The 26,090-nt window shown below is 61.3% G+C and carries 21 protein-coding genes; 20 read left to right on the forward strand and 1 reads right to left on the reverse strand.

What is annotated here, in order from left to right:
• Window positions 1–77: 77 nt before the first annotated feature.
• The 16 genes from H5P28_RS04915 (at window position 78) to ribF (ending at window position 20,024) form a co-directional block, all read left to right on the forward strand.
• Window positions 78–1,565 carry a radical SAM protein gene (locus tag H5P28_RS04915; RefSeq protein ID WP_185674603.1) on the forward strand — a complete coding sequence of 496 codons (1,488 nt, stop codon included), beginning with the start codon at window positions 78–80 and terminating at the stop codon, window positions 1,563–1,565.
• Between the two features lie 489 nt (window positions 1,566–2,054).
• Entirely contained in the window at window positions 2,055–4,265 is a 2,211-nt protein-coding gene (locus H5P28_RS04920; protein ID WP_185674604.1) for a sensor histidine kinase, read from the forward strand.
• Window positions 4,266–4,327: 62 nt separating this feature from the next.
• The gene (locus H5P28_RS04925) at window positions 4,328–4,777 is read left to right on the forward strand and encodes a response regulator (RefSeq protein WP_185674605.1); all 450 of its coding nucleotides are present in this window, start codon (window positions 4,328–4,330) and stop codon (window positions 4,775–4,777) included.
• The gene (locus tag H5P28_RS04930) at window positions 4,728–7,004 is read left to right on the forward strand and encodes a PAS domain S-box protein (protein ID WP_185674606.1); all 2,277 of its coding nucleotides are present in this window, start codon (window positions 4,728–4,730) and stop codon (window positions 7,002–7,004) included. Before H5P28_RS04925 ends, H5P28_RS04930 begins: the two co-directional genes overlap by 50 nt.
• A gap of 197 nt (window positions 7,005–7,201) precedes the next feature.
• On the forward strand, window positions 7,202–7,399 hold the full coding sequence (locus H5P28_RS04935; RefSeq protein ID WP_185674607.1) for a hypothetical protein: 198 nt from the start codon (window positions 7,202–7,204) through the stop codon (window positions 7,397–7,399).
• Between the two features lie 80 nt (window positions 7,400–7,479).
• Window positions 7,480–7,869 carry a hypothetical protein gene (locus H5P28_RS04940; protein ID WP_185674608.1) on the forward strand — a complete coding sequence of 130 codons (390 nt, stop codon included), beginning with the start codon at window positions 7,480–7,482 and terminating at the stop codon, window positions 7,867–7,869.
• Between the two features lie 6 nt (window positions 7,870–7,875).
• On the forward strand, window positions 7,876–8,394 hold the full coding sequence (locus H5P28_RS04945; protein ID WP_185674609.1) for a Fur family transcriptional regulator: 519 nt from the start codon (window positions 7,876–7,878) through the stop codon (window positions 8,392–8,394).
• 304 nt (window positions 8,395–8,698) lie between these two features.
• Window positions 8,699–9,085: an ArsR/SmtB family transcription factor gene (locus H5P28_RS04950; protein ID WP_185674610.1), complete on the forward strand. Its 387-nt coding sequence runs from the start codon at window positions 8,699–8,701 to the stop codon at window positions 9,083–9,085.
• Between the two features lie 94 nt (window positions 9,086–9,179).
• Entirely contained in the window at window positions 9,180–11,708 is a 2,529-nt protein-coding gene (locus tag H5P28_RS04955) for an FAD-dependent oxidoreductase (RefSeq protein ID WP_185674611.1), read from the forward strand.
• Between the two features lie 359 nt (window positions 11,709–12,067).
• The gene (gene nusA / locus H5P28_RS04960; protein WP_185674612.1) at window positions 12,068–13,321 is read left to right on the forward strand and encodes a transcription termination factor NusA; all 1,254 of its coding nucleotides are present in this window, start codon (window positions 12,068–12,070) and stop codon (window positions 13,319–13,321) included.
• A 33-nt stretch (window positions 13,322–13,354) separates the two neighbouring features.
• Window positions 13,355–16,042, forward strand: a complete 2,688-nt coding sequence (gene infB / locus H5P28_RS04965; protein ID WP_185674613.1) for a translation initiation factor IF-2 — start codon at window positions 13,355–13,357, stop codon at window positions 16,040–16,042.
• A 130-nt stretch (window positions 16,043–16,172) separates the two neighbouring features.
• Complete coding sequence (rbfA, locus tag H5P28_RS04970; RefSeq protein WP_185674614.1) at window positions 16,173–16,535, forward strand: 30S ribosome-binding factor RbfA; 363 nt, start codon at window positions 16,173–16,175, stop codon at window positions 16,533–16,535.
• A 49-nt stretch (window positions 16,536–16,584) separates the two neighbouring features.
• Window positions 16,585–17,085, forward strand: coding sequence for a GNAT family N-acetyltransferase (locus H5P28_RS04975; RefSeq protein WP_185674615.1), 501 nt, complete (start codon window positions 16,585–16,587; stop codon window positions 17,083–17,085).
• A 115-nt stretch (window positions 17,086–17,200) separates the two neighbouring features.
• The gene (locus H5P28_RS04980; protein WP_185674616.1) at window positions 17,201–18,208 is read left to right on the forward strand and encodes a DHH family phosphoesterase; all 1,008 of its coding nucleotides are present in this window, start codon (window positions 17,201–17,203) and stop codon (window positions 18,206–18,208) included.
• A gap of 94 nt (window positions 18,209–18,302) precedes the next feature.
• Window positions 18,303–19,034 (forward strand): tRNA pseudouridine(55) synthase TruB, encoded by a 732-nt coding sequence (truB, locus tag H5P28_RS04985; RefSeq protein ID WP_185674617.1) that lies wholly within the window; start codon window positions 18,303–18,305, stop codon window positions 19,032–19,034.
• A 42-nt stretch (window positions 19,035–19,076) separates the two neighbouring features.
• Window positions 19,077–20,024, forward strand: a complete 948-nt coding sequence (gene ribF, locus H5P28_RS04990) for a riboflavin biosynthesis protein RibF (RefSeq protein WP_185674618.1) — start codon at window positions 19,077–19,079, stop codon at window positions 20,022–20,024.
• A 79-nt stretch (window positions 20,025–20,103) separates the two neighbouring features.
• On the opposite strand, the gene H5P28_RS04995 is transcribed toward ribF, so the two are convergent.
• Entirely contained in the window at window positions 20,104–22,371 is a 2,268-nt protein-coding gene (locus H5P28_RS04995; protein WP_185674619.1) for an FUSC family protein, read from the reverse strand.
• A 53-nt stretch (window positions 22,372–22,424) separates the two neighbouring features.
• Between H5P28_RS04995 and H5P28_RS05000 the strand changes: the two genes are divergently transcribed.
• From H5P28_RS05000 to H5P28_RS05015, 4 genes are all read left to right on the forward strand, one after another.
• A complete protein-coding gene (locus H5P28_RS05000) occupies window positions 22,425–22,682 on the forward strand; it encodes a DUF1656 domain-containing protein (RefSeq protein WP_185674620.1) in 258 nt (85 codons plus the stop codon).
• Window positions 22,683–22,693: 11 nt separating this feature from the next.
• The gene (locus tag H5P28_RS05005; RefSeq protein ID WP_185674621.1) at window positions 22,694–24,628 is read left to right on the forward strand and encodes an efflux RND transporter periplasmic adaptor subunit; all 1,935 of its coding nucleotides are present in this window, start codon (window positions 22,694–22,696) and stop codon (window positions 24,626–24,628) included.
• A 98-nt stretch (window positions 24,629–24,726) separates the two neighbouring features.
• Window positions 24,727–25,218 carry a hypothetical protein gene (locus tag H5P28_RS05010; protein WP_185674622.1) on the forward strand — a complete coding sequence of 164 codons (492 nt, stop codon included), beginning with the start codon at window positions 24,727–24,729 and terminating at the stop codon, window positions 25,216–25,218.
• 94 nt (window positions 25,219–25,312) lie between these two features.
• A complete protein-coding gene (locus tag H5P28_RS05015; RefSeq protein ID WP_221773360.1) occupies window positions 25,313–26,089 on the forward strand; it encodes a (Fe-S)-binding protein in 777 nt (258 codons plus the stop codon).
• Window position 26,090 lies beyond the last annotated feature (1 nt).

The following is a 26,090-nucleotide window of genomic DNA, read 5'->3' on the forward strand; positions in this document are numbered from 1 at the left end:
CTTGGAAGGGGAAGTGTAATGGCATTTTACTGAAACCGGGACTCAATTACAGATTTTATCAGGTAATGAACATGGGGATGATGATGAAACCGGAAGACTGCTACGTGGCCGTGGGAGCGGACGTACTGACAGAAGCCTTTGTCGCCGCGGACAAGGTGCCGAACCACAGCCGCTCGATGCAGGGGGCGCGGATGCTGGACAAGCCCTTCGCCGAGTGGGCGCCGAGGCTGTTCGCGGAGAGGAGCTGCAAGCCACTGGCCCTTTACGTGCATGTGCCCTTTTGCCGCCACCGTTGCCTGTTCTGCCCCTTTTACCAGAATCGCAGTAACGACACCTTCAGCGCCTGGTACGCGGACCTGCTCATGCGGCATCTCGAACTGGTCGAGGACGCGCTGGGCAAGGGCTCGGCTTGCCGTCCGGTGGATGCCGTGTTCTTCGGAGGCGGAACACCGAGCGACCTCAACGCGCCCGACCTGGCCCGCGTCCTGCGCCGCCTGAAGTCCCTTTTCGCCATTTCGGACGAGACCGAGGTCACCATCGAGGGGCGCATCCGCGACTTCACCCCGGACAAGGTCAAAGCCTGGCGTGACGCCGGGGCCAATCGCTTCTCGCTCGGGATTCAGAGCACGGACGAGGCCCTGCGCCGCCGTCTCGGGCGTTTGGCCGGGCGCGAGGAAATGCTAAAAGTCCTCGGCTCGCTGGCGGACTCGGGGGCCGTGCTGATCGTCGACCTGATCTTCGGCCTGCCGGGGCAGACGCCGGAGCTGTTGCGGGAGGACTTGCGCTTTTTGGCCGAGGAGACCCGCATCGACGGCCTCGACCTGTACGAGTTGATCCAGTTTCCCAACAGCCCGCTGACCAAGGCCGTGGAGTCGGGGCGGCTGGGGGCTCCGCTCGGGCGCGCCGAGCGGGCGCGGATGTTTGGCGCGGCCCACGAGGCGCTGGCCGGGTACGGTTTCGAACATTTTACGCCGCAGCACTGGCGGCGGGGTTCGCGCGAGCGTTCGGTTTACAATCGGCTGGCCAAGAGCAACGCCGACATCCTGCCCATCGGCTCCTCTGCCGGAGGCAACCTCAGCCGCGTCTCCATGATGATGGAGCGCAACATCGATACCTACGCCGAGAAAATCAACGAGGGCATCATCCCCGCGCGCTGCCTGGCTCCGACCGCTCCGATGAGCGATGAGGAGCGCTTCAAGACCCGTCTGGCCGAAGCCGCCGAACGCTGCGAACTGCCTCCGCTTTCGCGCTGGCCGCAGCAAGCCCATGCCTGGGCGGCCCCGCTCCTTGAGAACTGGATGGAAGTCGGGTTAATTAAATCTCCGGTAGACCAAGACGGAGCTTTTGCGCTGACTGTGGCGGGGGCTTACTGGATAAAGATTATCCAACGTATGCTGATGGCTTGCCTGACCCCGATGCATGCTGAGTCCAGCAATGGATATCCAGGTGGACACCGCGGTGGCGCTCATGGACATCCCGGCGGTGGCCATCCGCAGGGAAATCGCCCTGCCGGATCAGGGGCAGGCGTCGGACAGCACTCCAGTCATGCCGGGACACGCGGGTAGCCGGTGAGGTTGATGAGGCCGACTTAAGCTCGTCCTCTATATTTAAATAGAGCCTCGAAAGCAGTTCATGTGACTAACGTCTCTATTTGAATAGGGTTTGTTTGTTTTCTCGTGGCAGTGATGCTTTGGGCTGCGCGTGATCAATGTTATTAAGTGGTGAAGTATCTCCGCTTGCCTGGAGAGAAGCGGTTTTTCCACTTTTAGGGAATAAAGACCCGTGCACGTGAGTCTCAGTTAGGTCATACCTTTAAAGGAATTAATTGTATAACAGCTTATGTTTGACTGATGTTAAAAAAAGGTCAAACTGCCCTCATCGGCTGAATCAATAAGGCCAACCCCTCTCTTTCTCTCTCTCTCAAATTTATGGTTTGCTATACCCGGCAATCGACCGTACTAGGTGTAATTAGTTTAACGGTATCTGTCGCTGTTTTGTTTGGATGGTTCGCGGACATCACAGCGCTTAAAAGTGTTTTACCGGGGTTGGCTCCGATGAAGTTTAATACCGCCCTGTGCTTCATCCTGAGCGCGGGAGCGCTGTTCGGGATGGCGCTGGGGCGCTGGAAAAAGGCTGCGATAGTGCTGGCGGGGCTTGGGTTCGCGCTGGCGTCGGCGTCGCTGATGCAGTACTGGATCGGCCACAGCCTGGGGATCGACGAGTTTGTGGTTCACGACCGGCATACACCGCTGGCAGAAGATCCCGGACGGATGTCGCCGGGGACTGCGCTGTCTTTTATCCTGATTGACACAGCGTTGATTTTGCTGGTCACAGGCAAGTCGAAGCTTGTTGTCCCGGGGCAAGCCTTGGCTATGGGCAGCCTGTTTGGCGGAATGATTGGACTGACGGGCTACATCCTGGCAGCTTCTTCGCTTTATAAGTTCTTCTGGTTCTCCTCTATGGCGGTGCATACATCGCTGCTTTTTGTCATGTTAGGGGTTGCTACTTTGCTGGCCAGTTGGGACAAGGGCTTCGTCGCCACGGTCACGAGCAAAAAGATGGGCGGGCGGCTGGCGCGGCGCTTGATCCCCGTCGCGGTAGTTTTGCCTATTATCGTCGGTTGGCTGCTGCTTGCTGGAGCCCGGGCCGGTTATTATGACCCGGTCATGATCGTGGATCTGTTTGCGATCATTACAATTATCACCTTCGGGGTCTCCATCTGGCTGCAAGCCGCTTCTCTCAATCGCGCTCACACGGATCTGATGGAGCAGAACAGGCTGCTGGCAAAAGCCGGCAATACGGACGCGCTCCTGGCCGCGATCGTGGAATCTTCGGATGCGGCGATTGTCAGCGAATCGGCGGATGGCACGATCACAAGCTGGAATGCCGCGGCGGAAAGAATGTACGGGTACACGGCGCAGGAAATGATCGGCCAAACGATGGCCAGACTGATTCCGCACGATGCCTTTGCCGATGAGGCGGATGTCATCCAGAATATCCGGCGCGGAGCCCGCAATGGTCATTTCGAGGCGAAGCGCCAACACAAAGACGGAAGCTTGCTGGATGTGTCCGTGATGGTTTCGTCGGTGCTTGATGATCGGGGCAAGAGGATCGGTATCTCGAGGATCGCTCGCAACATCTCCGAGCAAAAGCGAATGGAGGAGGATCTGCAAGAAAGCCTGAGAGAGATTCAGAACCTGAAAGCCGCCCTCGACGAGCACGCCATTGTCGCCATCACAGACCCGAAGGGAAAAATTACCTACGTGAACGACAAGTTCTGCGCGATCTCTCAATACGCGCGTGAGGAACTGATCGGGCAGGACCACCGCATGCTCAATTCGGCGTTTCACTCCAAGGACTTCATGCGCGAACTGTGGGCGACCATCACGCAGGGAAAAATCTGGCATGGCAAGATCCGCAACCGCGCCAAGGATGGCCACTTCTATTGGGTCGATACAACGATCGTGCCCTTCATGGGGGCGGATGGCCGCCCGCAAAAATATGTCGCGGTACGTTCGGACATCACCGAGAGTATGCAGGTAGCCGAGACGCTGGCGCGCCAGGCGGCCCGTCTGGCCCGCTCGAACAAGGACCTGGAGCAGTTCGCCTACATCGCTTCGCACGATTTGCAGGAGCCCTTGCGGGCGGTTTCCGGTTGCGCCCAGTTACTTAAAAAACGCTACGAAGGAAAGCTCGACGCGAAGGCCGATGAGTTTATCCACCACACCGTCGAGGGGGCGGAGCGCATGCAGCGGCTCATTCGGGACCTGCTGGCATTCTCCCGGGTCGGCACGCGCGGCGAGGAAATGCAGAAGATCAATCTAGAGCAGCCGCTAAAGACTGCGATGGAGAACCTCGCCGTGCTGATTAAGGAGTGCGACGCCACGATCACCTGCGATCCCTTGCCTGAGATACATGGCGATTCCGGTCAACTCACCATGCTCATGCAGAACCTGATTGGAAACGCGATCAAGTTTCGGGGCGAGCGTAGGCCGGAAGTCCACATCGGCGCAGTCAAAGAGGGTGATGCCTGGACCGTCAGCGTGCGCGACAACGGCATCGGAATTGAGGCCGACTACTTCGAACGGATTTTTATCATCTTCCAGCGTCTGCACACACGCGACGAGTATTCGGGCACGGGTATTGGCCTGGCCCTGTGCAAGCGCATTGTCGAGCGCCACGGCGGGAACATCTGGGTCGAATCGACACCGGGGCAGGGAAGTGTCTTCTCCTTTACGCTGAGAGACGACGCCCAGAGTAGTTGATTTTTGTTATAAAGTACCTTAACCTGTTTTTAATGTTATATAATGCTAAATAAGGATCGCCTATGTCTCATCGCACACGTCCGGTCGAAATCCTGCTGGTTGAAGACAGCTCGGCTGACATTATGCTCACGCGGGAAGCCTTGGAGTATTCGAAGGTTCTGAATGTACTCCATGTCGTTCAGGATGGAGTGGATGCCCTGGATTTTCTTCACCGCCGGGGCAAGTATCAAAACGCTCCCCGGCCTGGGCTGATCCTGCTCGATCTTAACCTGCCCCGAAAAAGTGGCCGTGAGGTCCTCGCCGATATCAAGGCCGATGCCTCCCTGCAAAAGATCCCTGTCGTGGTGCTCAGCACCTCTAATGCCGATGAAGACGTTAAAGCGGTTTACGGGCTGCATGCGAACTGCTATGTGGTCAAACCCGTGAATTTCGATACCTTCTCTCAAATCGTAAGGTCTATTCATGATTTCTGGTTCTGCGTGGTCGAACTCCCCTGCGGCGAAGATGCATAAGCGGCGGGGCTTTCGCATCCTGTTGGTGGAGGATAATCCCGCCGACGTGCTGATACTTCAGGAAGTGCTGGAGGATGTGAAGGACTTTGATTTCACGCTCAAGCACGTTTCACGCATGTCCGAGTGTTTGACGGAGCTGAGCTGTGAGCAGTACGATGCCGTCCTGCTGGACTTGGGGTTGCCGGATTCGCAGGGGGAGCAGACTTGCGTAAACCTGAAAAAAGCCTTTCCCGATGTGCCCGTGTTGGTCCTGACCGGACTCGAGGACGAGGAGGCGGGTACGCGGGCCCTGCGCATGGGAGCGCAGGATTTCCTGCGCAAGAACCAGTTCGATGGAGCACTGCTGGGGCGCTCCATCGCCTACGCGGTCGAGCGTCAGCATATCGCCAGCGAACTGCGCAACAAGACCCGTCAACTGGCCGCCAGCGAATCGCGCATTCGCCAGATTATCGAGTCCAGTGCGGACGCCATTCTTGTGGTGGACCGGGAGGAGGTTGTGCAGTTTGCCAATCCGGCGGCGGAGGAAATTCTGGATCGTCGGATGTTGGATTTGATCGGTCGTCCTTTTGCGTACCCCCTGGCGAAGGATTCTCGCGGCGAGTTTGAGATCACACATGCCAATGGGGCGGTGAGGATCGTGGAAATGTGCGTCGTGGATACCTTCTGGAACGAGAAAGAGGCGACGCTCGTTACTCTCCGCGACGTAACGGTTCGCAAGCACAATGAGGCCGTGCTCAAGCGCGATGCTGAGATCCTGTCACGCTTGCGCGATGCCATTATTTTTACCAATCTGGAAGCTAAGATCCTTTACTGGAATGAAGGCGCGACGAAGTTGTTCGGCTGGAGTGCAGAGGAGATGCGCGGCAAGTCCTATCTCAGCCGCTATCCGAGAGAGGAGCACGCCGCGATCATGAAACGGCTGGAGCGCATGCGTCAGGGCCATGCGATCCACAGCGAGCGTGCGGAGGTGCGCAAGGACGGCTCGCGTGTCTGGGTCGAGGCGTTGGCCTACTCCACACAGGATGAGGCCGGGAAGCCCAACGGGATTCTCGTCATGTTCAGGGATGTGAGCGAAAAGCGCAAGCTTGAGGGCCAACTGCACCAGGCGCAGAAAATGGAAGCCATCGGTACGCTGGCTGGCGGTATCGCCCATGATTTCAACAACATCATGATGGCGATCAACGGCTACACCCAGTTGGCCAGCATGGCCTCTACCCAGCCCGAAGTGCGCGAGCATCTGGAGACGGTGATGCGGGCCGGGGTCCGGGCCACGGCCCTGATTAAGCAGATTCTCACCTTCAGCCGCCAGCAGCCGCTGGACCGCGACACGACGAAACTTTACGATGTCGTGCAGGAGTCGATCTCGCTCCTGCGCGCATCGCTCCCCTCCACGATCGAGATTGTAACCCGGTTGGAGCCCGCCGTGCCCGCCGTGCTCGCCAACGCCGGACAGATCCAGCAGGTCTTGCTCAATCTTGGGACCAATGCGCTGCATGCGATGAAGGGCCGGACGGGGCACCTGGAGTTTTGCCTGGAGCCGTTTGAGGTGGACAGCCACGTCGCCGACCAAAACCCCAATCTCCAGCCCGGTAAATACGTGCGTATTTCAGTCTCTGACGATGGCCACGGCATGGACAAGGAGACGCTGGAGCGCATCTACGATCCGTTTTACACGACCAAGCCGGTGGGCGAGGGGACCGGACTCGGGCTGGCGGTCGTTCATGGGATCATGAAAAGTCACGATGGTGCTATCACTGTTTACAGCCAAGTGGGGGTCGGAACGACATTTCGTCTTTATTTTCCTGTGCACGCGGATAGGGTAGTGCACGTGGATGATGCAAGCGCACCCGTGCCGCAGGGCAATGGCGAGAGGATACTGATCGTTGATGACGAGGAGTCCTTACTGCTGTTGGGGCAGAAGACGCTCGAAATGATCGGTTATCAGGCTGAGGGCTGTGCCCGCGTGCAGGATGCGTTGGATCGTGTGCGGCAGGATCCGGAGCGTTACGACCTCATTATCACGGACGAAACCATGCCCGGTATGACCGGAATGGACTTCGCCCGGGAAGTGGTCAAAATCCGCCCCGGCCAACGGATTATCCTGACGACCGGCTACTCGGCCAAGCTGACCCCGGACGTGATCGAGGAGGCGGGGATCAGTGCGCTCCTGCCCAAGCCGCACAGCATCAATGTCCTTGGCGCTCTCGTTCACGAGGTTCTCAAATAGGGACGCAGGCTGAGGTTTCCATGCCCCCTTTGGGAGGGAAAATAGCCCAGATAAACGGCGTCTTGAAAATGCGATTCATGCTCAATTATCGCGAGATCGAATCGCATTAGCAAATGGCTGATAATAGCGGGTTTAACTGGAACAAGCGGGGTGGTTATGCTTAATTATAACGCATAACTTCAACCGAGGGTAATATTATGGAAAAGACTATGACCGCCACCGCCACTTGCAGCAAATGCGCTTACTGGAAAAGCGTCTCCAGCGACAAGGGCGAATGCCGCCGCAACGCTCCGCAATCCGTCGTCTTTGCAGTGGATGAAGACACCCGCTACGAAACGCACTTCCCGGAAACCGCTTCTTCCGACTGGTGCGGCGAGTTCTCCGCCAAGGCCTAAGCGGCGAAACGGCGATAAAAAAGTCGCCAGGAGTGATTTTGCACTTGCGATTGGGTCTCATTGGCATCTGAATGGTGTCAATGAGCGCCCAATTTTTGCATGACGTACTGGTGCCGCTTAGCGACGCCTTTTATAAGCAGGCAGATGCCATTCTGGATCTGCGTGAGTACGCGCTGAGCAAGCAGAATCCGGGGCGCTGTGTCTCGTGTTATTTCAAGCTGTTCAGCGCAGCGCGGGGGGACAAGGTTCGCCGCCTGCAGGCCCTGCGCAAGTGGTTGGAAACCAACCTTGTGGTGGTGGCCCGCGATGAGCAGGACCGCTTGTTGGAGCGCATTCCGCTTTATCTGGACGAGGGAGACCTCGAGTCCTTCTGTCAGCGGATGCTGCAGGAGGTCGTTCACAATCGCGTTTACAATTCGAAGCGCATTGAGTTGCAATTCGCGTTCAAGGGCGAGAGCCTGGCGGCCTGAGCACCGATGGGAGAGTCAACGGAAACTCCCGCGGACTACCTGATTGCCCAGGCTTACGCCTTTTGGCGGACCAAGGGCAGTTCCGTCACTGTGGTGCGGAAGATTATCTGTGAGGTGGCGCTGCGGGCCGAGGATGCCTTTGATGCCGAGACGCTGCTGGCGCGTTGCCGCTGTGAGGACAGCCAGATTTCACTTTCCACGGTTTACCGCACGCTCGGGCATTTGGTCGAGGCGCGTGTCCTGCACGAGGTTCAGGGCGTTGGGGAGAAGAAGTGCTACGCCCCGGCTACCTCGCAGTACGCCGGACAGAGCCACGTCGTGTGCCAGGATTGCAAGCAGGTTTTTCCGCTGGAGGATCCCTGTCTCGTGCTGCGGGAAGGGGCGCTGGCCCGCAAGCAGGGGTTCAGCCCGAAAAATGTCAGTCTGCGTCTGGAGGCCAGTTGCGATCAGTTGAACGAACTGGGCATCTGTGACCGTAAAAAGAATGGATCTGACAAAGGCGCGAAGAGCGGACAGGGGTCCTGAGCCGCAACTCCCCTTTGTGGGGAGCTTTTTACGATAAGACCTGTGGGGCGTATGCTGACCAGGCCCGCACGGCTTTTCTGACGGGGTGGGGTTTATTGCAGGGGTGTCGGAGGGCTCCAGTCGTTCCGGGGCGGGGGCTACTCCGCACGCGCACGAGCTAAGGCGTCGGCCCGCCGGGCCGCGGGGGGAGAGACTTTGTTCTCTTTGGTATGTCCTCGGTGGTTGGTTATGAAAAAAGAGAGTTCTTTGCTTGACGGTCCGTTGTTTTATCGTAAATTTACGATATACGATTAATTGAGCTCTTATGCCGTTTCATAGTCACGACGAATTTAGTCCCGAGCAGGTTGCGCTGGCGGACTTTGCCCGGGCGCTGGCCCATCCGGCGCGGATTGCGATCCTGACGTTTCTTCAGAAGCAGGGCGAAGCCTCCTGCGGGGAGATTGTCGAAGCCTTGCCCTTGGCGCAGGCGACGGTTTCACAGCACCTGCGGGCCATGCGCGGGGCGGGCCTGCTGGTCGCCAAGAGCTGCGGGCCGCGCGTCTGCTACTCGCTCGACTGCGACAACATCAAGTCCTTTTGCCACAGCTTCCAATGCACGCTGGGGACCGCCCCGGCCGGAACCGAGCACGAGGCGACGTCGACCCCGTCAGCATCCGTGCCGGAAGCAGCACTTCCTCCCGCCGCACGGTAAGCTTGGGATTCCCTTTTTCTGTCCCTCGCTTCAGCCCGTCCAACTTTCAAACCCTCAAACTCTTAAACTTTCAAACTCCACCCCCGGTTCTGTCATGAGTGAAAAAGCCCAACCCACCTATGCGAAAAAACTGCGCCTCGTCGTCATCGGCGGAGTGGCCGGCGGCGCGTCCGCCGCTGCCCGTGCCCGCCGCCTGAGCGAGGACGCCGAAATTATCGTGATTGAGCGCGGCCCGGACGTGTCGTTCGCCAACTGCGGACTGCCGTACCACATCGGCGGCGAGATCCAGGACCGCGGCAAGCTCGCGCTCCAGACCCCGGCCACCCTCAAGAGTATGCTCCGGCTCGACGTGCGCAATCTGACCGAGGCGCTCGACATCGACCGCGAAGCGCACACCGTGCGCATCCGCAACGTCGAGACCGGGGTGGAGGAGGACCTCGCCTATGACAAGCTCATCCTTTCGCCGGGGGCCTCGCCGCTGACGCCGCCGCTACCCGGCATTGAGCTGCCCGGCATCTACACGCTGCGCAACTTGCAGGACATGGACCAGATCAAGGAGGCCGCTGCCGAGGCCCGGCATGTGGCCATCATCGGGGCGGGCTTTATCGGTCTGGAAATGGCCGAGCAGCTTATCCATCTGGGCAAGGAGGTTGCGCTGGTCGAACTGGTGGACCAGGTGCTGCCGCAGATGGACAAGGACATGGTGCAGGCGGTGGAGGAAGATCTGCGCGAACACGGGGTCGAGCTGATCCTGGGCGACGGGATCGACGGTTTTGAAAAAATGTCCGACGGCCTCCGGGCCAAGCTCAAGTCGGGCCAGAAGCTGGAGACGGACATGGTGATCCTGTCCATCGGCGTACGCCCTGAGAACGCGCTGGCCAAGGCCGCCGGGCTGGAACTGGGCGCGCGCGGCCACATCGTGGCCAACGCCTGGATGCAGACTACCGACCCGGACATTTACGCCGTCGGCGACGCCTCGCAGACGACCGACCCGATCCTTGGCGGTCCTACCGCCATTGCCCTCGGTGGCCCGGCCAACCGGCAGGGCCGCACCGCCGCCGACCACATTTTCCTCGGAGACAAAGCCCAGCCGTATCCCGGCTCCATCGGCACCTCCATCGTGCGGGTCTTCGATGTGGCCGCGGGCGTGACTGGTTTTACCGAAAAGCGTCTTCGGCAGGCCGGGGTCGATTTTGGCAAGACCGTGGTGAGCGATTTCGACCACGCCAGCTATTATCCGGGGGCGACGCACCTTACGCTTAAAATCCTCTGGGACAAGGCCGACGGACGCCTTCTGGGCGGTCAGGCTTTCGGCGCCAACGGCGTGGACAAGCGCCTCGACGTGCTCGCCACCGCGATCAAGGGCAAGCTCACGGTTGAGGAACTGGAGCACCTGGAGCTGGCCTACGCGCCGCCTTTCGGCTCGGCCAAGGATCCGGTCAACATCGCCGGTTTCTCCGCCAACAACATCCGCAGCGGCTTTGTCCAGCCGGTCTATTCGCTGGCGGAGTCGCCCGCCAACGCCCAGGTCGTGGATGTGCGCCCGCCGGAGATGGTTGCCCTCAAGGCCATCCCCGGCGCGATCAATATCCCGTATCCGCAGTTACGCGACCGCCTCGGCGAACTCGACCCGGCGCGCCCGGTGGTGACGATTTGCGCGCTGGGCAAGACGAGCTACTTCGCCGCCCGCGTGCTGGCGCAGCGGGGCTTTGACGCCTTCGCCCACGTCGGTGGGGCCAAGGTTGAGCCGTCCGTCCAGCAGGTCGAGCAGCCGAAGCTGCCCGCCGGTCCCTCCTGTTGTTCGACCCCGGCGGCCCCCTTTGTGAAGGCCGCATCGGCTGAGTCCGACGAAGAGGTGGTCAAGCTCGACGCCACCGGGATGGCCTGCCCGGGGCCGATCCTGCGGGTGAAAGAAGCCGCCACCGCGCTCAAGCCGGGGCAGGTGCTCGAAGTGCGCGCATCGGACGCCGGTTTCAAGAACGATTTGCCCGCCTTCTGCCGCGCCAACGGCTACGAATGCCTGAGCGTGCAGAAGGACAAGGGGGTGGTGGTCGGTCGCCTGCGCCTTTCCACCGACGTGCTGCCTGCCGGGTGGCGTCCGTCCGGTTCGCCCGCCCGCAGCGGGGGAGGGGCCTCCGGCCCGCGCAACGGCGCGACACTGGTCTGCTTCTCTGGCGACCTGGACAAGGCGATGGCCACCTTTATCATCGCCAACGGCGCGGTCGCCATGGGCGGCAAGGCCACGATCTTTTTCACCTTCTGGGGCCTGAACGTCCTGCGCAAGGACGTCGCGCCCGCATCCGCCGTTGAGGGCAAGAGCTTCATGGACAAAATGTTCGGCTGGATGCTCCCGCGCGGTGCGGACAAGCTCCCGCTCTCGCAGATGCACATGGCCGGGATGGGCACCCGCATGATGAAGGACCGCATGAAGTCCAAAAACCTCCCGAACCTGCTCGGCCTGATGGAAGAGGCGAAAAAGGCCGGAGTCCGGCTGGTCGCCTGCACCATGTCGATGGACGCGATGGGCATCCGTGCCGAAGAGCTGATCGACGGGGTCGAGTTGGGCGGCGTGGCCGAGTTCCTCGGGGCCTCCGGCGATACCGGGACGAATTTGTTTATCTAAGCTTCGCCGCGTTCCGAGAACTCGCAAGGCCACACTGGTTGCATGACTGAATGGTTAAATGGTTAGAATGGCTAATTGTTGTTTTCTACGTCCAGCATCCAACAATTAACAATCAGCCATTTAACCATTTCCCATTTGGCATTTCAACGATGACTGCGGTTTTGCATGAGCCGTAGTCATCGCTCACCATATCGGCCAGGTGGGGGCGGCTTTTGCGGATTTGGCAGGCGTTGTGCACTGTTTTATACGTTCGCTTGACAAAGGGGGCGGCGGTTGGCACGATGGCCCTTTTCCAACCATCCTATACCTCAGGATAGTGGGTCGCACGTACCCGCTATTTTTTTTCTAATAACATATCGATGAGTAACGAAATCCTGTCCGTTCTCGAATACATGGAGAAGGAGAAGGGGATCAGCCGAGAGGACATGATCGCCACCATCGCGGCTGCCATCAAAAGCGCCGCTCAGAAGGGTGTGAACGCCGGCGCCGAGCTCGATGTGCAAATCGATCCGCGCACAGGTGCCCTCAAGGCGTGGACACTGCTCCGCGTGGTTGACTCGTTCAGCGACCCGGCCTCCGAGATCCCGCTCGACAAGGCCCACGTGTATGACAAGAACGCCAGAGTTGGCGACATCGTCCGCAAGGACATCGACCCGGCATTTCTCGGCCGTATCGCGGCCCAGACCGCCCGCCAGGCGATCATGCAGCGCGTCCGCCAGTTCGAGAAGGAACGCATTTACGACGACTACAAGGACTCCGTGGGCGACATCGTCACCGGTGTGGTCCGCCGTCGCGAACGCGGTGATCTCATCGTTGATCTGGGCAAGGCCGAAGCCATCCTGCCCCCCCGCGAACGTGTCCCCGGCGAGGATTATGCCCCCGGCGAACGCATTCGCTGCCTGCTGCTCGCCATCGAAAGCACTCCGCGCGGTCCCGAGCTTGTGTTGAGCCGTTCGAGCATTAAATTTGTCCGTCGCCTCTTCGAACTGGAAGTGACGGAAATCGCCGACGGTACCGTGACCCTCGAAGGCATGGCCCGCGAACCCGGCTACCGCACGAAAATCTGCGTTCACAGCAACGACCCGAAGGTGGACCCGGTCGGCGCCTGCGTCGGTGCCCGTGGTGCTCGCGTCAAGAGCATCGTCCGCGAGCTCGGTGGCGAAAAGATCGACATCATCCGCTACTTCGCCGATCCGCAGCAGATGCTGGAAGAGGCTATCAAGCCGGCCATTCCGAAGAACCTGCACATCGATCCGATTGCGAAACGTATTTATTTCGAGGTGAGCGAGGACGACCTCGCGGTGGCCATCGGCCGTCGCGGGCAGAACGCCAAGCTGACCTCTCGCCTTATGGGCTGGAGACTTGATATCGGCAAGGAACGACGCGAAGCCGCCACGTTGGAGGAACGCGCCGAACGTGCCGGGGTCAATCTGGCCCAATCCCTGGGAATCGACGACGAAATGGCCGAAAAGCTCGTCGCCATGGGTATTAATTCCGTTGAGGTGATCGCCGCTGGCGTCACCGCCGACGACCTTGTCGAGTCCGGTGATTTTACACCGGAGCAAGCCGCCGCGATCATCGCGAAAGTCAACCAGCTACAATCCCAGGCCTAAGACCATACAGACTGATTACCGCACAACTATTTTATGAGTGTCCGCATATACGAGCTCTCCAAAGAGCTGAACATGGAAAACAAGGAGGTCATGCAACTCCTCCGCGAACGTGGCCACGAGGTGAAAAGCGCTTCGAGCACGGTCGATAACATCTCCGCACAGGCGCTCATCGAAGAATTCAGCGGGGCAGCCCAGGCGGAAACGCCTGAGCAGGAGACGGCGGAAGCCGCTCCGGCCCCCGATGCGGTCAAGTCCGGTCCTGCCACGCCCAAGCTCCCGCCTTCGGCCATCGTCAAGACGCCCGACCAGATCGCGCAGGAAAAGCGCGAGAAGGAGGCCGAGGAAGAAGCCGCCCGTCAGCGTCGTGAGGACGAGCGTGCCGCCGTCCGCCAGGCCCAGCGCGATGCCATGCTCTCCTCCACGCAGAAGCCGGCTGCGGCTACTCCGGCGGAACCCGAGCGCAAGTCTCCTCCGCCCCCGCCGCCTCCGGGCGCGCGCCGTGCGCCGATCCCCGCGCCCGTCATGGGGCCGGGCCGTCCGGCCACCCCTTCGGTCAATGTTTCTGTCCGCCCGGCCCAGCCGGCGGTCCCCCCGCGCACTCCTGGCGTGGCCCCGGCTCCGTCCGTGCAGCCGCGCGCGGCTGGTGGCGCTCCGGCCCCGGTTGTTCCGCCCGCGTCCGCCGTTCCGCCGCGCACGAGCGGGGCTGCGCCGGCTCCGGCTGTCCCGCCGCGTCATACACCCGGCGTGGCTCCCGCGCCGTCCGCACCCGCTGCTTCCACTCCGCCCGGAGCGACTCCGCCGCCGGTCAAGATGCCCGCGTCCGTGCGTCCGTCGCCTTCGCCGATCATTCCGCCGTCGATACCGCGTCCGGCCCAGCCCGGTCAGCAACCGCAGCCCGGCCAGCAGGCTTCGGCTGCCGGTAAAGTGATCGAAAAGGAAGGCGAAACGATCATCCAGATCAAGCCGCCCATCGTGGTGCGGGATTTCGCCATCCTCCTGGGCAAGAAGCCTTTCCAGCTCATTTCCGAACTGATGGAGATGGGCATTTTCGCCTCGATGAATCAGGCGATCGAGGAAGCCAACGCCAAGCAGATCGCCGAGCGTCATGGCTTCACGCTGGACATCCGCCACCGCGGCGACGACAAGCCCGAGCCCAAGAAAAAGGCCAAGGCTCCCCGCGAGGACGACCCTGCTCTGATGGAAGAGCGCCCGCCGGTCGTCTGCGTGCTTGGCCACGTTGACCACGGCAAGACCAGCCTGCTGGACCAGATCCGCAACGCGCACGTCGTCTCCGGCGAGGCCGGCGGCATCACCCAGCACGTTGGCGCCTACCAGGTCGAGCGCAAGGGCAAGAAGATCACCTTCCTCGACACCCCGGGTCACGCCGCCTTCTCCAAGATTCGCGAGCGCGGAGCCAATGTCACCGACATCGCTATTCTGGTGGTGGCCGCTGACGACGGCTTCATGCCGCAGACGGACGAGGCGCTCAAGTTCGCCCGCAATGCCAACGTCGAAATCATTGTCGCCATCAACAAGATGGACGCCAAGGGCGCGAACATTGATCGCGTCAAGCAGCAGATGCAGGAGCGCGACCTGATGCCCGAAGACTGGGGCGGCACCACTCTTTGCACGCCCGTTTCCGCGCTGGAGGGCACAAACATCAACGAACTGCTCGAACTCGTCCTCCTGCAGGCCGAGGTGAGCGAACTGAAGGCCAACCCGAAGGCGGTAGCCGAAGGCGTCATCGTTGAGTCTCAGGTGGAGCAGGGCCGCGGCCCGACCGCCACCGTCATTGTCCAGAAGGGTACACTCAAAGTGGGCGACGCTCTGGTCTGCGGCCCGCATTACTGCAAGGTCCGCGCGATGATGGACGAGCACGGCAAGCCCGTCAAAAGTGCCCCGCCGTCCACTCCGGTCCGTATCATGGGCTGGTCCGGCACACCTGTTTCCGGCGCGGTCTGCACCGTGGCCAAGAACGAAAAAGCGGCCAAGGCCGAAGCCGAAGAAAACGCCCAGGCCCTCAAGGCCCGTGCGGCCGCCAAGCCCGCCGTCACCACTGGTGCCACCGACCTCGACAGCCTGCTGGCCGCCATCGACGACCAGTCCTCGAAGGTGCTGCGCGTCGTCATCAAGGGTGATGTTAACGGCAGTGTCGAAGCTCTTGCTGACTGCCTGCGCGCCATCGAGAGCGAGAAGGTCAAGCTGGAGATCGTCGAAACCGGCGTCGGCGTCATCACGAAGAACGACATCACGCTGGCCGACTCTTCCGAAGCCTGCGTGATCGGCTTCAACGTCAAGCAGGAGAACGGCGTCACCGCCCTGGCCAAGCACCACGGTGTGCGCATCATCCAGCACAACATCATTTACGAGCTCATCACATCGGTCGAAGAGGCCATGTCGGAACTGCTCGATCCGGAGTACCGCGAGGTCAAGCTCGGCATGGTCGAGGTCCGCGCCACCTTCCCGCTGGCCAAGGGCCTTGTCGCCGGCTGTATGGTGACCGAGGGCATCATCAAGCGCGACGCCCACGCCCGCCTCATCCGCAAGGAAGTCGTCATCCACGAAGGCCGCATCGGCACGCTCAAGCGCTTCAAGGAAGATGTCAACGAGGTCCGTGCCGGTTACGAGTGCGGTATCCAGGTCAGCGGCACCCACGACTACAAGGAAGGCGACCGGATCGAGTGCTACGAGATCCACGAATTCCGCCCGAACCTGCGATAAACATTTTGATTGGTCATTTGCCGATGCTCATTTGCCATTTTTCATTTGGGAGAGAGTTTTTTCGCCGCCTGCCGAATGAAAGATGGCCAATGACAAATGGCCGATGATCAATGACTATTTGTAAATACTCATGAGCAACCGGGGCACACGCGTCAACGAACTGGTCAAGCGCGAGGTCAGCGACATCCTGCACACGCGCTATCAGGGCGACGCGGTTAACATCACGATCACCGATGTGGTCGTGACGAGCGACCTGCGCAGCGCGCGCGTGTACTACTCGATCCTCGGGGACGAGGGCTCGTCCTATCTGGCGGAGAAGTTCTTCGCCGCCAAACACCGGGACATCCGGCAGGAGCTGAGCCAGCGCATTGTTTTGAAATACCTGCCGCGCCTGCGCTTTGTGGAGGATGACTCGATCGCCCGCGGGACGGAAGTTCTGAAAATTATCGACGAAATCGACCGCGAAGAGGGCGAGCTGCCCGATCAGCACTGATTGAGGGCGGGCTCATTTTTGTCGGACGTTGGAGGGGCAGGACGCAAAAATGGATACGATGGTGGATATCCGACGTCTGCGCATGGAGGAGCTTCCACGGGTGGAAGAGTTGGCCCGTCGCATCTGGCCGGAGTGCTTTGGCGGACTCCTGAGTTCGGAGCAGATTGCCGCCATGCTGGATGCTATCTATGCCCGCGAGGTTTTGGAGCGTGACGGGCGGGAAAAGGGGCACTGTTTCTGGCTGGCGCAGGTGGACGGGGCCGACTCCGGCTTTGTCGCGGCCTACAGGGAGGCGGAGACGCTCTGGATTCGCAAGCTGTACGTGCTGGAGCGTTGCCGTGGGCTCGGGATCGGAAAAAAACTCATTGCGGCGGCACGAGCGCATTTCTGCGAAGTACGTTCGCTGGCTCTGAATGTCAATGTGGCCAACGAAAAGGCGATTGCGTTTTATCGTTCGCAGGGCTTTGTCGCTGCTGAGCGTGTATCGGTTACGATGGGGCCGTACGAGTTCGAGGATTTTGTCATGCGCCGCGAAATAGCTGATAAATGATGTCGTTCCCGATCTTTCGTTCTTCCAGTTCAAGCTTTTGAAGTGCCCGGCCGTCGGGGAAGTGCGGTTGTTTTTCCTGTTACTGGCGGGGCTTTGCGGTTAAAACCTGCGGGCAATGTATTTTCCAGAGCTGTCCGAACGTTTCAAGCAACTGCTGGCCGAACTGCGAGGTCGGCGCGTGGCCGTGCTCGGGCATTTGCGTCCGGACGGGGACTGCATCGGCTCGCAGGTGGCACTGACCCGTGTGTTGTGCTCGCAGGGGATCGACGCCATCGCGGTGAACCGTGACGATCCGCCGCGCGTGATCCAGCCCTTTGTCGGCGACACGCCGTGGGCGCTGGCGAAAGATTTTACTCCCGAGGGTTATGTCACGATGAACGTCGATTGTGCCGACCCGATCCGTGTCGGCATGTTGCTGGAGGGGATGTTTCCTGAGACGCTGGCCAATATCGACCACCATGTATCCAATCCCAGCTACGGGCGACACAACTTTGTCGCGCCCGCCACATCAGCCACTGCCGAGGTGCTGGCCGGGATGTTTTTCGACTTGGGGTTGCCCGTCGATGCGGTGACGGCGCAGGCGCTCTACGTGGGCATTGCGACCGATACCGGGCAGTTTCGTTTCCCGACGACGACGGGGCAGGTCTTCGAGTTGTGCGCACGTCTGTGCGCCTGCGGGGCCTCGCCCGCTGAGGTGGCCCGGGAGCTGTTTGAGCAGGAGCCGCTGGCCAAGCTCAAGCTCCTGCGCCGCTACCTCGGCTCGCTGCGTCTCTACCACAGCGGGCGTATTTGCATCGGTGTGCTGCGCGAGCAGGATTTTCAGGAAACCGGGGCCGAGCACGAGGACGCCGAGGGCTTCGTTGATTATGCCCGCGACCTCGACGGGGTGGACATCGGCATGCTGGTGCAGGAGTTTGAAAATCAGGTCAAAGGCAGCCTGCGGGCAAAGACGAGAGCCTACCGCCTGGACCAGCTCGCACAGGAGTTCGGCGGCGGCGGACATGCCCCGGCGGCGGGCTTTAACCAGCACCGCCCGCTGGAAGAAGTTTGCGAGCTGTTGCTCAGGGCGGCCGAGGTGCATCTGGAGAAAATGGACCGGGAGCGCGGTACTGTCGGTGCGTAAAGGGCTGGAAAACTACCGGAAAAGGGCTGGGCAGGGGTGGACTTCTGCCTTGCCAATGGGGGCGGTTTTGAGAGAGTGATAGTTTGCTCTAGTCATGACACCGACGAATCAGAACGAATTTGAAGGCGTGCTGCTGGTGGATAAGCCCAGTGGCCCCACCTCGCACGACGTGGTTGACCGTCTGCGCCGCAAGCTGAAAATGAAGCGCATCGGCCATGCCGGTACGCTCGACCCGAACGCGACCGGGCTGCTCATCATGCTGGTGGGCCGCGCGACGAAGGTTTCCCAGTACCTGATGTCCCTGGACAAGGCCTACGAGGGCACGATCCGGCTGGGCGAGGAGACCAACACCTACGACAGCGACGGCGAAATCACCGAGACCCGCCCGTTGCCCGAAGGGCTAGACGCGGCTGCCATCGACGAGGTGCTCCAGTCCTTTGTCGGCGACCAGTACCAGACGCCTCCGATGTTTTCCGCCAAGAAGGTGGACGGCGTGCCCCTCTACAAGCTCGCCCGCAAGGGCAAGGAAGTGGAACGAGAGCCGCGCTTCATCCGCATTTCCGAGATCGAGCTGCTCGACTACACCGAGCCTTGCGCCGAGATCGGCATGGCCTGCTCAAAGGGCACCTACGTGCGCACACTGGCGCACGATGTCGGCCAAAAGCTCGGCTGCGGGGCGCACTTGTCCGAACTGCGCCGCATCGCCGTGGGGCACTTCCACATCGACGATGCCGTCACGTTGGAAGAGCTGGAGGAAATGAGCCTGTCGGCCTTTCGCCGCCGCCTGATCCCCATTTACCAGGCCGTTCCCAGCCACGTGCTGTGAGTTGAGCGCCCGCCGGATTTTCATAAAAGTAACTGCCCCGTTATGGCCTACGCTTCGCTCGACAACCTGAAGCTGCCGGATCGCCCGCTGCATCTGGCCATCGGGATGTTTGACGGCGTGCACCTCGGGCACCAGTCGGTCATCGAGGCCGCGGTGAACTCGGCGGCGAGCAGAGGCGGGCTTTCGGGCGTGTTGACCTTCTGGCCGCACCCGAGCCGGCTCTTTCGCCCCGAGGGCGAGGCGACCCGGCTTTTCATGCCGTTGAACCAGAAGGAGGCCAGCCTTGTCGCGATGGGGGTGGATTGCGTGATCACGCAGCCCTTCACCCCGGAATTCGCCGCCATCACGGCGGAAGATTTTCCCGGCACCCTCAAGCAGAAGTTGCCGACCCTGACCGCCATCTACGTGGGGGAGAATTTCCGCTACGGCAAAGGGCGCAAAGGGACCATCGAGACCTTGATAAAGACCTGCCGCGGGCTGGGGCTGCATGTTTTCAGCGCCGAGCGTCTGAGGGTGGATGGCGAGCCGATCTCCAGCACCCGCATACGCGCCTGTCTGGAAGCGGGCGAAATGGCGCAGGCCAACGCCCTGCTCGGCTACCCCTACACCAGCACGGGGCGGGTCATTCCGGGGCGGCAACTGGGCAGGACGCTGGGCTTTCCCACACTGAACCTGCCCTGGGAGCCGGAGTTGCGGCCCCGCTACGGGGTGTACGCGGTGCGCGCCCGTGAAAGCGTATCCGAAAAATGGATACCGGGCGTGGCCAATTACGGTCAGCGCCCGACGGTCGAGCGCGAGCCCGCCGCGCCTCTGTTGGAAGTTCACCTGCTGGAGCCGGTCAAGTGGAGCGCCGGGACGGCCCTGGAGGTACAGTGGATGCACTTCCTGCGTCCGGAAATGAAGTTCTCCGGCCTCGACGAGCTCAAGGCCCGCATCGCGCAGGACCGTGACGAGGCTGCCGCTTATTTCCGGCGTCCGTCGGGTGGCTGAGCGGAGGTGCCCGCCGGGCTGGCGGTAAAAAAAGATCCCGCTGAGTGTTCCCGGTCCGTAGGCTCTTTGGTGATTTTTATCAAAAGAACGGGCTGCGTTCCATGATGGAGAGGTCGAGCGCTTTGATCATTTCCCGGCAGTTGCGGGCCTCGGTGGTCAAGTCGGTGTAGCGGCGCACGAGCGCGAGAAATACGGCCACATCGCCGGCGGCGATGGAGCGGTTCAGGTGCTCCTTGCGGAGCATGGCTGTCAGCTCATGCGTGAGCTGGCTTACCGGTGTATCCAGGTCCGGATACGTGGTGGAGGCCTGGCCGTTCTCGAAAGTCCGCTCGAACTCGTCAAGTGTCTCCTGCAGGCGCTGGTTGAGCTCGATCAGGGTGGGTGCCATGCGCTCGGCCAGAACAGGGGCCATCGGGCGGCGGATGGCGCGTTCCAGCGCCTGCAGGCGGAAGCGAAACCCTTGCAGACACAGGGAAAGCTGCCGGTATTTACCGCGTTGGGGTTCATCGGACTTGTGGAGCCCGATCTGGCTGACCCATTCCTGGCAGGCGCCGGGCAGATCGACGAGACGCGTCTCCAGCGAACCGACGACGGCGATGGGGGCCTCGCCCCGCAGCACTTGCGGCGTGTAGAGGTCGAGGTAGTTGCGGCAGTCCTTGAAAAAGGTTTTCAGAGTCGAGCGCAACTGGTGCTCAGGGATGACGGGCCAGATCAGGCGCAGGACGATGGCACAGACCATGAAGCCGAGCAAAATGCCCAGCAGTCGCTCGATGCCGGGTTCCAGCGAGATGTCCTGCTTGTTGGAGACTGAGGTCATCAGCAAAAAGGCGAGAAAAGCCTGGAACCCGGCGTAGGAGTAGCGGGCCGGACCGTAGTTGATCAGGGTGAAGACCATGAAGCACAGGAACAGAACGGGGGCCAGCTCCTCGAAGGTTTCCAGGTGCGGGGTGACGGTGAGCAGGAAGAACGCCGCCGCCGTGCCTCCGAGCAGGCAGCCGCCCAGCCGGAGCATGGATTTCTGATTGCTGGCGACGACGGTTTTCTGGATTAGGATTGAGGCCGTGATAACGCCCGGTACGCCGCCAGGACACTGTGTCCACTGCCATAGGTAGAGCGTGCCCAGCACGGCCACGCCGACCTTGATCCCGTGCTTGAGGCGCATCGGGTCCGGCCTCCAGCGCGCCTGATTTCGCCGGACGCGTTCCTTGACTTCGCGCCGTTCGCGGCCGGGCTGGAGGATGGCCACGGCGGCCTTGCGCAAGAGCATGACCACGCGCTCGATTTCGGCCAGGTTGGCATAGTAGGCCATGAAGGCGGTGGTGTCGCTGAGCTCATAGCGCAGCGGCGTGTCGCTGGCGCGAAGCGCTTCGAGGTGCGTCTGGAGCGCGGCGTGGGCGTCCGGGGCGACTGCCGGAGGCAGCGGGGCGGGGGAGGCGAAAAAGTTCGCCAGCGCGCACAGTTCGGCCCGGAGTGCGTCGGTGTAGGCGCGCAGCTCGGTGCTGAGGTTTTCCTGGTAGTGCCGGGGAAAGTCGCCCTGCGTCGAGTGCAGGGTCGTTACCACGGAGACGAACGTGCTCTCCATGAACTGCAAGGCCCCCTGAATACTCGTGCGGTGGTTGGAAAAGCGGCTGGAGTCGAGCATGGCCTGCGGGAGCAGGGCGCGCAGCTTGGGGAAGTCGCCGCTGAGCTTTTCGCTCAGCTTGCCGGAGTCGGGGAGCTTTTCGCCGTAGCCGCTGTAGGAGGCGGTCGAGTGGTCAAAGAGCCGTATGCAGTCCTTGAGCGTAGTGGACATCTGACGGCCCATTTCACGGCTGGCGCTCTGGGGCCACAGCAGGGAGTTGACGGTGAGCGCGACGATGACTCCGAGGCTGATTTCCGACACCCGGAAAAAGACTACCGGCCAGAGTTGGTCCAGATTGTTGAAGACCTGGGCGTTGATAATGGACAGGGTGATCCCGCTGAGGAAAAACGCATAGGGGTAAAATTTGCCCGTGCCCATGTAGCCGGTGAAAACCAATATCCCGAAAAGCATGGCGGCGTATCCGAACTGGTTCTGCGGAAACGCGCCGCAGATCAGGTACGAAACGGCTCCGGCGAACAGCGTGCCGATGAGCCGCATGATGCCCTTTTCCAGCGAAGCCCCGATGTAGGGCAGGGTGGCCACGAGCACGGAGATACCCGCCCAGTAGGGATTTTCCCAGCCCAGGCCCATCGCGATCCCGATGGCGATGACCGAGGCCAGCGACGCCTTGAACGCCGTCAGCCAGCGCAGTTTATTCAGTTTCGGCCAGTGCCAGCGCCCGGTGACGGCGCCTGTGCTTGCGGCTATGGATTCAAGAACGGCCATGCTGAAATAATTCGCATTGTCATTAACCGCCATTGGCGTGATTGTAAACGCCGATGATTATGGATTTGGTGGAGCGTCTGTCCAGTGTCGTGCCGCCGCAGTGGCGGTTGCCGGCGGAGATCGACTTTTTGGGCTTTTACCTGACACCCATCTTCGTCGTCCTCCCGCTGGGAATTCTTCTGGCCGGGGTGACCGTCTGGCTCGTTGACCGTGCCCGGCTGACGCGTTTTATCTGGCATCCGCCGCTGTTCCTGTTTTCGCTTGCCATCATCTACGGGGTGACGCTGTCCCTGCTCTTTATGCCAGCCTGACCGCTGTTCGTATGCTCAAGAAGATTATCAAAGTCGTTGTGACGCTCTGCGCCGTGGCCCTGGCCGGTATCCTCGCCTGGGCCTACTGGCATCAGTACCTGCTCAACCCCTGGACCCGCGATGGTCAGGTGCAGGCCTATGTGGTCGGCGTGGCCGCCCGCGTGAGCGGCCCGATGATCGACGTGCCGGTGCAGGATAACCAGTTTGTCAAGCGCGGGGACCTGCTCTTTGTCATCGACCCGACCGACTATCAGCAGGATGTGGACGGAGCCCGCGCCGCGCTCAACAAGGCCGAAACCTCCGCCGAGCTACTGAAGCTCGAGATCGAGCGTCGGACTCCGCTGTTGGCCCAGCAATTGATTTCGGTCGAGGATTACCAGATACTCCAGGCCAAGTACGCCGAGGCGCTGGCCGACATCGAGGTGGCCGTGGCCTCTCTGCAACTGTCTGAGCTGAACCTCAGTTACACACGGGTCTATGCCCCGGTAGATGGCTACGTGACGAACCTCGTGGTCACGACCGGCACCTACGTGACCAAGGGCCAGCCGCTCATGGCGCTGGTCGATGCGAACGATTTTTGGGTCACAGGCTATTTCCGCGAAACCGACCTCAAGGGCGTGCGCCCCGGCAAGCGTGCAGAAGTGCGCTTCATGGGCCACTACGACGAGCCGCTCGACGGCGTGGTTCAGAGCGTGGGGTGGGGGATATTCCGCGCCGACGGGGCCGAGGGGCAGAATCTTTTACCGGTCGTCGCGCCAACGGTGGACTGGGTCCGGCTGGCCCAGCGCTTCCCGGTGCGGGTGCACCTGCTCAATCCCCCGGCGGACCTGCCGCTGCGTGTTGGGACGACGGCCTCCGTGCTCATCCTGCCGGACGCGGTGGAGTACGCGCAGATTCCGGACAACACTCCGACGTTGACCGACGGGCGCGGGGACCCTGTCGCCGTGCCGGAGTATGCGCGGCGTATCGTCAGTCTGGCCCCGAGCACCACCGAGCTTGTTTACGCGCTGGGCGCGGGGGACCGCTTGATCGCGGACACGGAATTTTGTCGCTACCCGGTGCAGGCCCTGGCCTTACCCAAGGTGCAGGGGTTTGACTCGCCCAATGCCGAGGCCCTGCTTGAACTGAACCCCGACCTGGTTCTGGTCTCGGACATCACCCGTCCGGACACGGTGAAGCGTCTGCGCGACCTGGGGCTGTGTGTCTTTGTCCTGCCTTCCAAGGGCCTCGACGGGTTGGTTCGCGACATCGAATTGCTGGGCAACGTCCTCGACCGCGATGAGCAGGCGGCGGACCTGCTGGCCTCCTTTGAGCTGCTTCGCGCCAGCCTGGCCATGCGCTTCGCGGGGCTTCCCGAGGAGGAGCGGCCCCGGGTTTTTCTCTCGTATGGAGCGCTGGAAACCTACACTGCCGGGCCGGGGACGTTCCCGGACCAGTTGATCCGTGAGGCCGGAGGGCGCAACATCGCGGCGGGCGTCAAGGGCGAGTGGGTGGAGCTTTCGCAGGAGACACTGGTCGAGAGCGACCCGCAGGTTATTCTGTTGCCGGGCGATATTTCGCAACCGGTCGAGCAGGCCGGAGAGCTGCTGCTCGCGCGTTACCGGGCGGACCCGGTCTGGAGCAAGCTCGATGCCGTGCGTACGGGGAGGATTTTTATTATTGATAATACCCTGTTCAACATCCCCGGACCGCGCCTGACCGTGGCGCTGGAGGCGTTGGCCGATACGTTTCATCCCGCCTCGCCGGAGGCGGAAGAAGAAAGCGGCAGCCCGTCACCGGCCAGTGCAGAACCCGCCGAAGCCCCCACCGCCGCCGAGGGGATTAGCCCGGAAGTGTTCGCGCAACCGGGCGATCCGGATCAGGACCCGTCTGGCATCTTTACTGCGCCCGCCTCGGAGGCGGACCTGCTGACTCCTGCCCCGGCTGGCGTGGACAAGGCTCCGTGAGGAACGGTCGGGCTCTTCTGCCGCGTGTGTGGAAATGTTGTTGGGCTATACCGTGATTTAGGGGTGACAGGGCGAGGAAGCGGGCTAGTTTTCCCTCAATGAGTCTGGATAGTTTTCTGCAAAACCTGCGTTCGCTGGCCGAGTTTATTTTAAAAGTGCCGTACGGGACGGGGGCGTTTTATCTGCTGCTGGGGGTGGTGCTGTTTTCGCTGCTGATCGTGGGCAAGCTGATGTCGTCGGCCTTCGGTGGGGGCAGCCGGGGCTTTGTGCCGGTGTTCCTCTCGCAGGTGATCGTGGTCGTGCTGGCCCTGGCTTGCGCGGCGTTGACGCAGACTCTGCTCGCGCCGCAGGTCAACAGCGTGCCCCTGCTGCACGGCTCCATTATCGCGGCGGCGGCGATAGGGGGCGTGATCGGCGTCCTGATGACCAGCCGTCTGCTGCTGGGGGTCGTGCCGGGCGTGGGGATTGTCATCACCCTGCTGACCCTCGCGCTGAGCTACGGCGTGCTCTGGGGGGCGGAAAAGCTTCTCCATTCCGTGGGCCAAAGTGAGCAGATAATTGAGCAGTATCAGGCGCGTGTGGCGGAATAAGCCAAGCTGCGTTCTGGTAGATTCTGGATGATTTTTTTCAAAAGCTTTCAGGGGTGATTGACTTTTAGCTGTAAAATTCCTTTATTGAAAACCCGTGACTAACCCCCAACGCACTGTTCCCGCTCCGAAAAAAGTCCAACTCATGGCCACCTGCCTGTGCGACGCGTTTTTTGACGACGTTGCCGTGGCCACCGTCCAGGTGCTGGAGTACCTGGGGGTCGAGGTTGGCTTCCCGGCTGACCAGACCTGTTGCGGCCAGCCCGCTTTCAATGCCGGAGACTGGAAAGCCTCGCGCAAGGTCGTCCGCCACGTCGTGGATACCTTCAAGGGCGAGGACCCGGTCGTGGTGCCATCCGGCTCCTGCGCGGCCATGCTCTTTCACGGTGCGCTGCTGGAGTTTGAAAATGAGCCCGACCTGTCCGAGGTCAAGCAACTGGCCAACCGCTCCTGGGAACTGCTCGACTACATCGTCAACGGCCTGGGCGTGAGGGAGTGGCCCGGCTCGTTTCCACACCGGGTGTCCTTTCACCGTTCCTGCCACCTGCGCGGGACGTGCAGCGGCCCCGCCGCCATGAATCTGATGAAGTCCATCGACGGCCTGGAGTTGGCTACCTTTGGCGAGGCCGAGCAGTGCTGCGGCTTCGGCGGGGCGTTCTCGGTCAGCCACCCGAATATTTCGGCCCGTATGGGCGAGCTGAAGCTTGAGCACATCATCGCCGCGAACCCCGAGTACCTCGTCGCAGCCGACATGGGTTGCCTGCTCCATCTCGGGGGCATTGTGGACAAGTCCGGGATCGAGCTTCCGCGGCTGCACGTGGCGCAGGTGCTGCGCGACGCCCTTGTCTCCGCCAACCTTTTACCCGCCGCCTGAC

This window comes from Ruficoccus amylovorans, assembly GCF_014230085.1.
Classification (GTDB): domain Bacteria; phylum Verrucomicrobiota; class Verrucomicrobiia; order Opitutales; family Cerasicoccaceae; genus Ruficoccus; species Ruficoccus amylovorans.

Coding starts and splice junctions, on each gene's coding strand:
- infB (WP_185674613.1), top strand. CDS start 13,355: ATGAGTGTCCGCATATACGAGCTCTCCAAAGAGCTGAACATGGAAAAC.
- H5P28_RS04945 (WP_185674609.1), top strand. CDS start 7,876: ATGGGAGAGTCAACGGAAACTCCCGCGGACTACCTGATTGCCCAGGCT.
- H5P28_RS05010 (WP_185674622.1), top strand. CDS start 24,727: ATGAGTCTGGATAGTTTTCTGCAAAACCTGCGTTCGCTGGCCGAGTTT.
- H5P28_RS04975 (WP_185674615.1), top strand. CDS start 16,585: ATGGATACGATGGTGGATATCCGACGTCTGCGCATGGAGGAGCTTCCA.
- H5P28_RS05005 (WP_185674621.1), top strand. CDS start 22,694: ATGCTCAAGAAGATTATCAAAGTCGTTGTGACGCTCTGCGCCGTGGCC.
- rbfA (WP_185674614.1), top strand. CDS start 16,173: ATGAGCAACCGGGGCACACGCGTCAACGAACTGGTCAAGCGCGAGGTC.
- H5P28_RS04925 (WP_185674605.1), top strand. CDS start 4,328: ATGTCTCATCGCACACGTCCGGTCGAAATCCTGCTGGTTGAAGACAGC.
- H5P28_RS04935 (WP_185674607.1), top strand. CDS start 7,202: ATGGAAAAGACTATGACCGCCACCGCCACTTGCAGCAAATGCGCTTAC.
- H5P28_RS04930 (WP_185674606.1), top strand. CDS start 4,728: ATGATTTCTGGTTCTGCGTGGTCGAACTCCCCTGCGGCGAAGATGCAT.
- nusA (WP_185674612.1), top strand. CDS start 12,068: ATGAGTAACGAAATCCTGTCCGTTCTCGAATACATGGAGAAGGAGAAG.
- H5P28_RS04950 (WP_185674610.1), top strand. CDS start 8,699: ATGCCGTTTCATAGTCACGACGAATTTAGTCCCGAGCAGGTTGCGCTG.
- H5P28_RS04955 (WP_185674611.1), top strand. CDS start 9,180: ATGAGTGAAAAAGCCCAACCCACCTATGCGAAAAAACTGCGCCTCGTC.
- H5P28_RS05000 (WP_185674620.1), top strand. CDS start 22,425: ATGATTATGGATTTGGTGGAGCGTCTGTCCAGTGTCGTGCCGCCGCAG.
- H5P28_RS04915 (WP_185674603.1), top strand. CDS start 78: ATGATGATGAAACCGGAAGACTGCTACGTGGCCGTGGGAGCGGACGTA.
- H5P28_RS04920 (WP_185674604.1), top strand. CDS start 2,055: ATGAAGTTTAATACCGCCCTGTGCTTCATCCTGAGCGCGGGAGCGCTG.
- H5P28_RS04940 (WP_185674608.1), top strand. CDS start 7,480: ATGAGCGCCCAATTTTTGCATGACGTACTGGTGCCGCTTAGCGACGCC.
- ribF (WP_185674618.1), top strand. CDS start 19,077: ATGGCCTACGCTTCGCTCGACAACCTGAAGCTGCCGGATCGCCCGCTG.
- H5P28_RS04995 (WP_185674619.1), bottom strand. CDS start 22,371: ATGGCCGTTCTTGAATCCATAGCCGCAAGCACAGGCGCCGTCACCGGG.
- truB (WP_185674617.1), top strand. CDS start 18,303: ATGACACCGACGAATCAGAACGAATTTGAAGGCGTGCTGCTGGTGGAT.
- H5P28_RS04980 (WP_185674616.1), top strand. CDS start 17,201: ATGTATTTTCCAGAGCTGTCCGAACGTTTCAAGCAACTGCTGGCCGAA.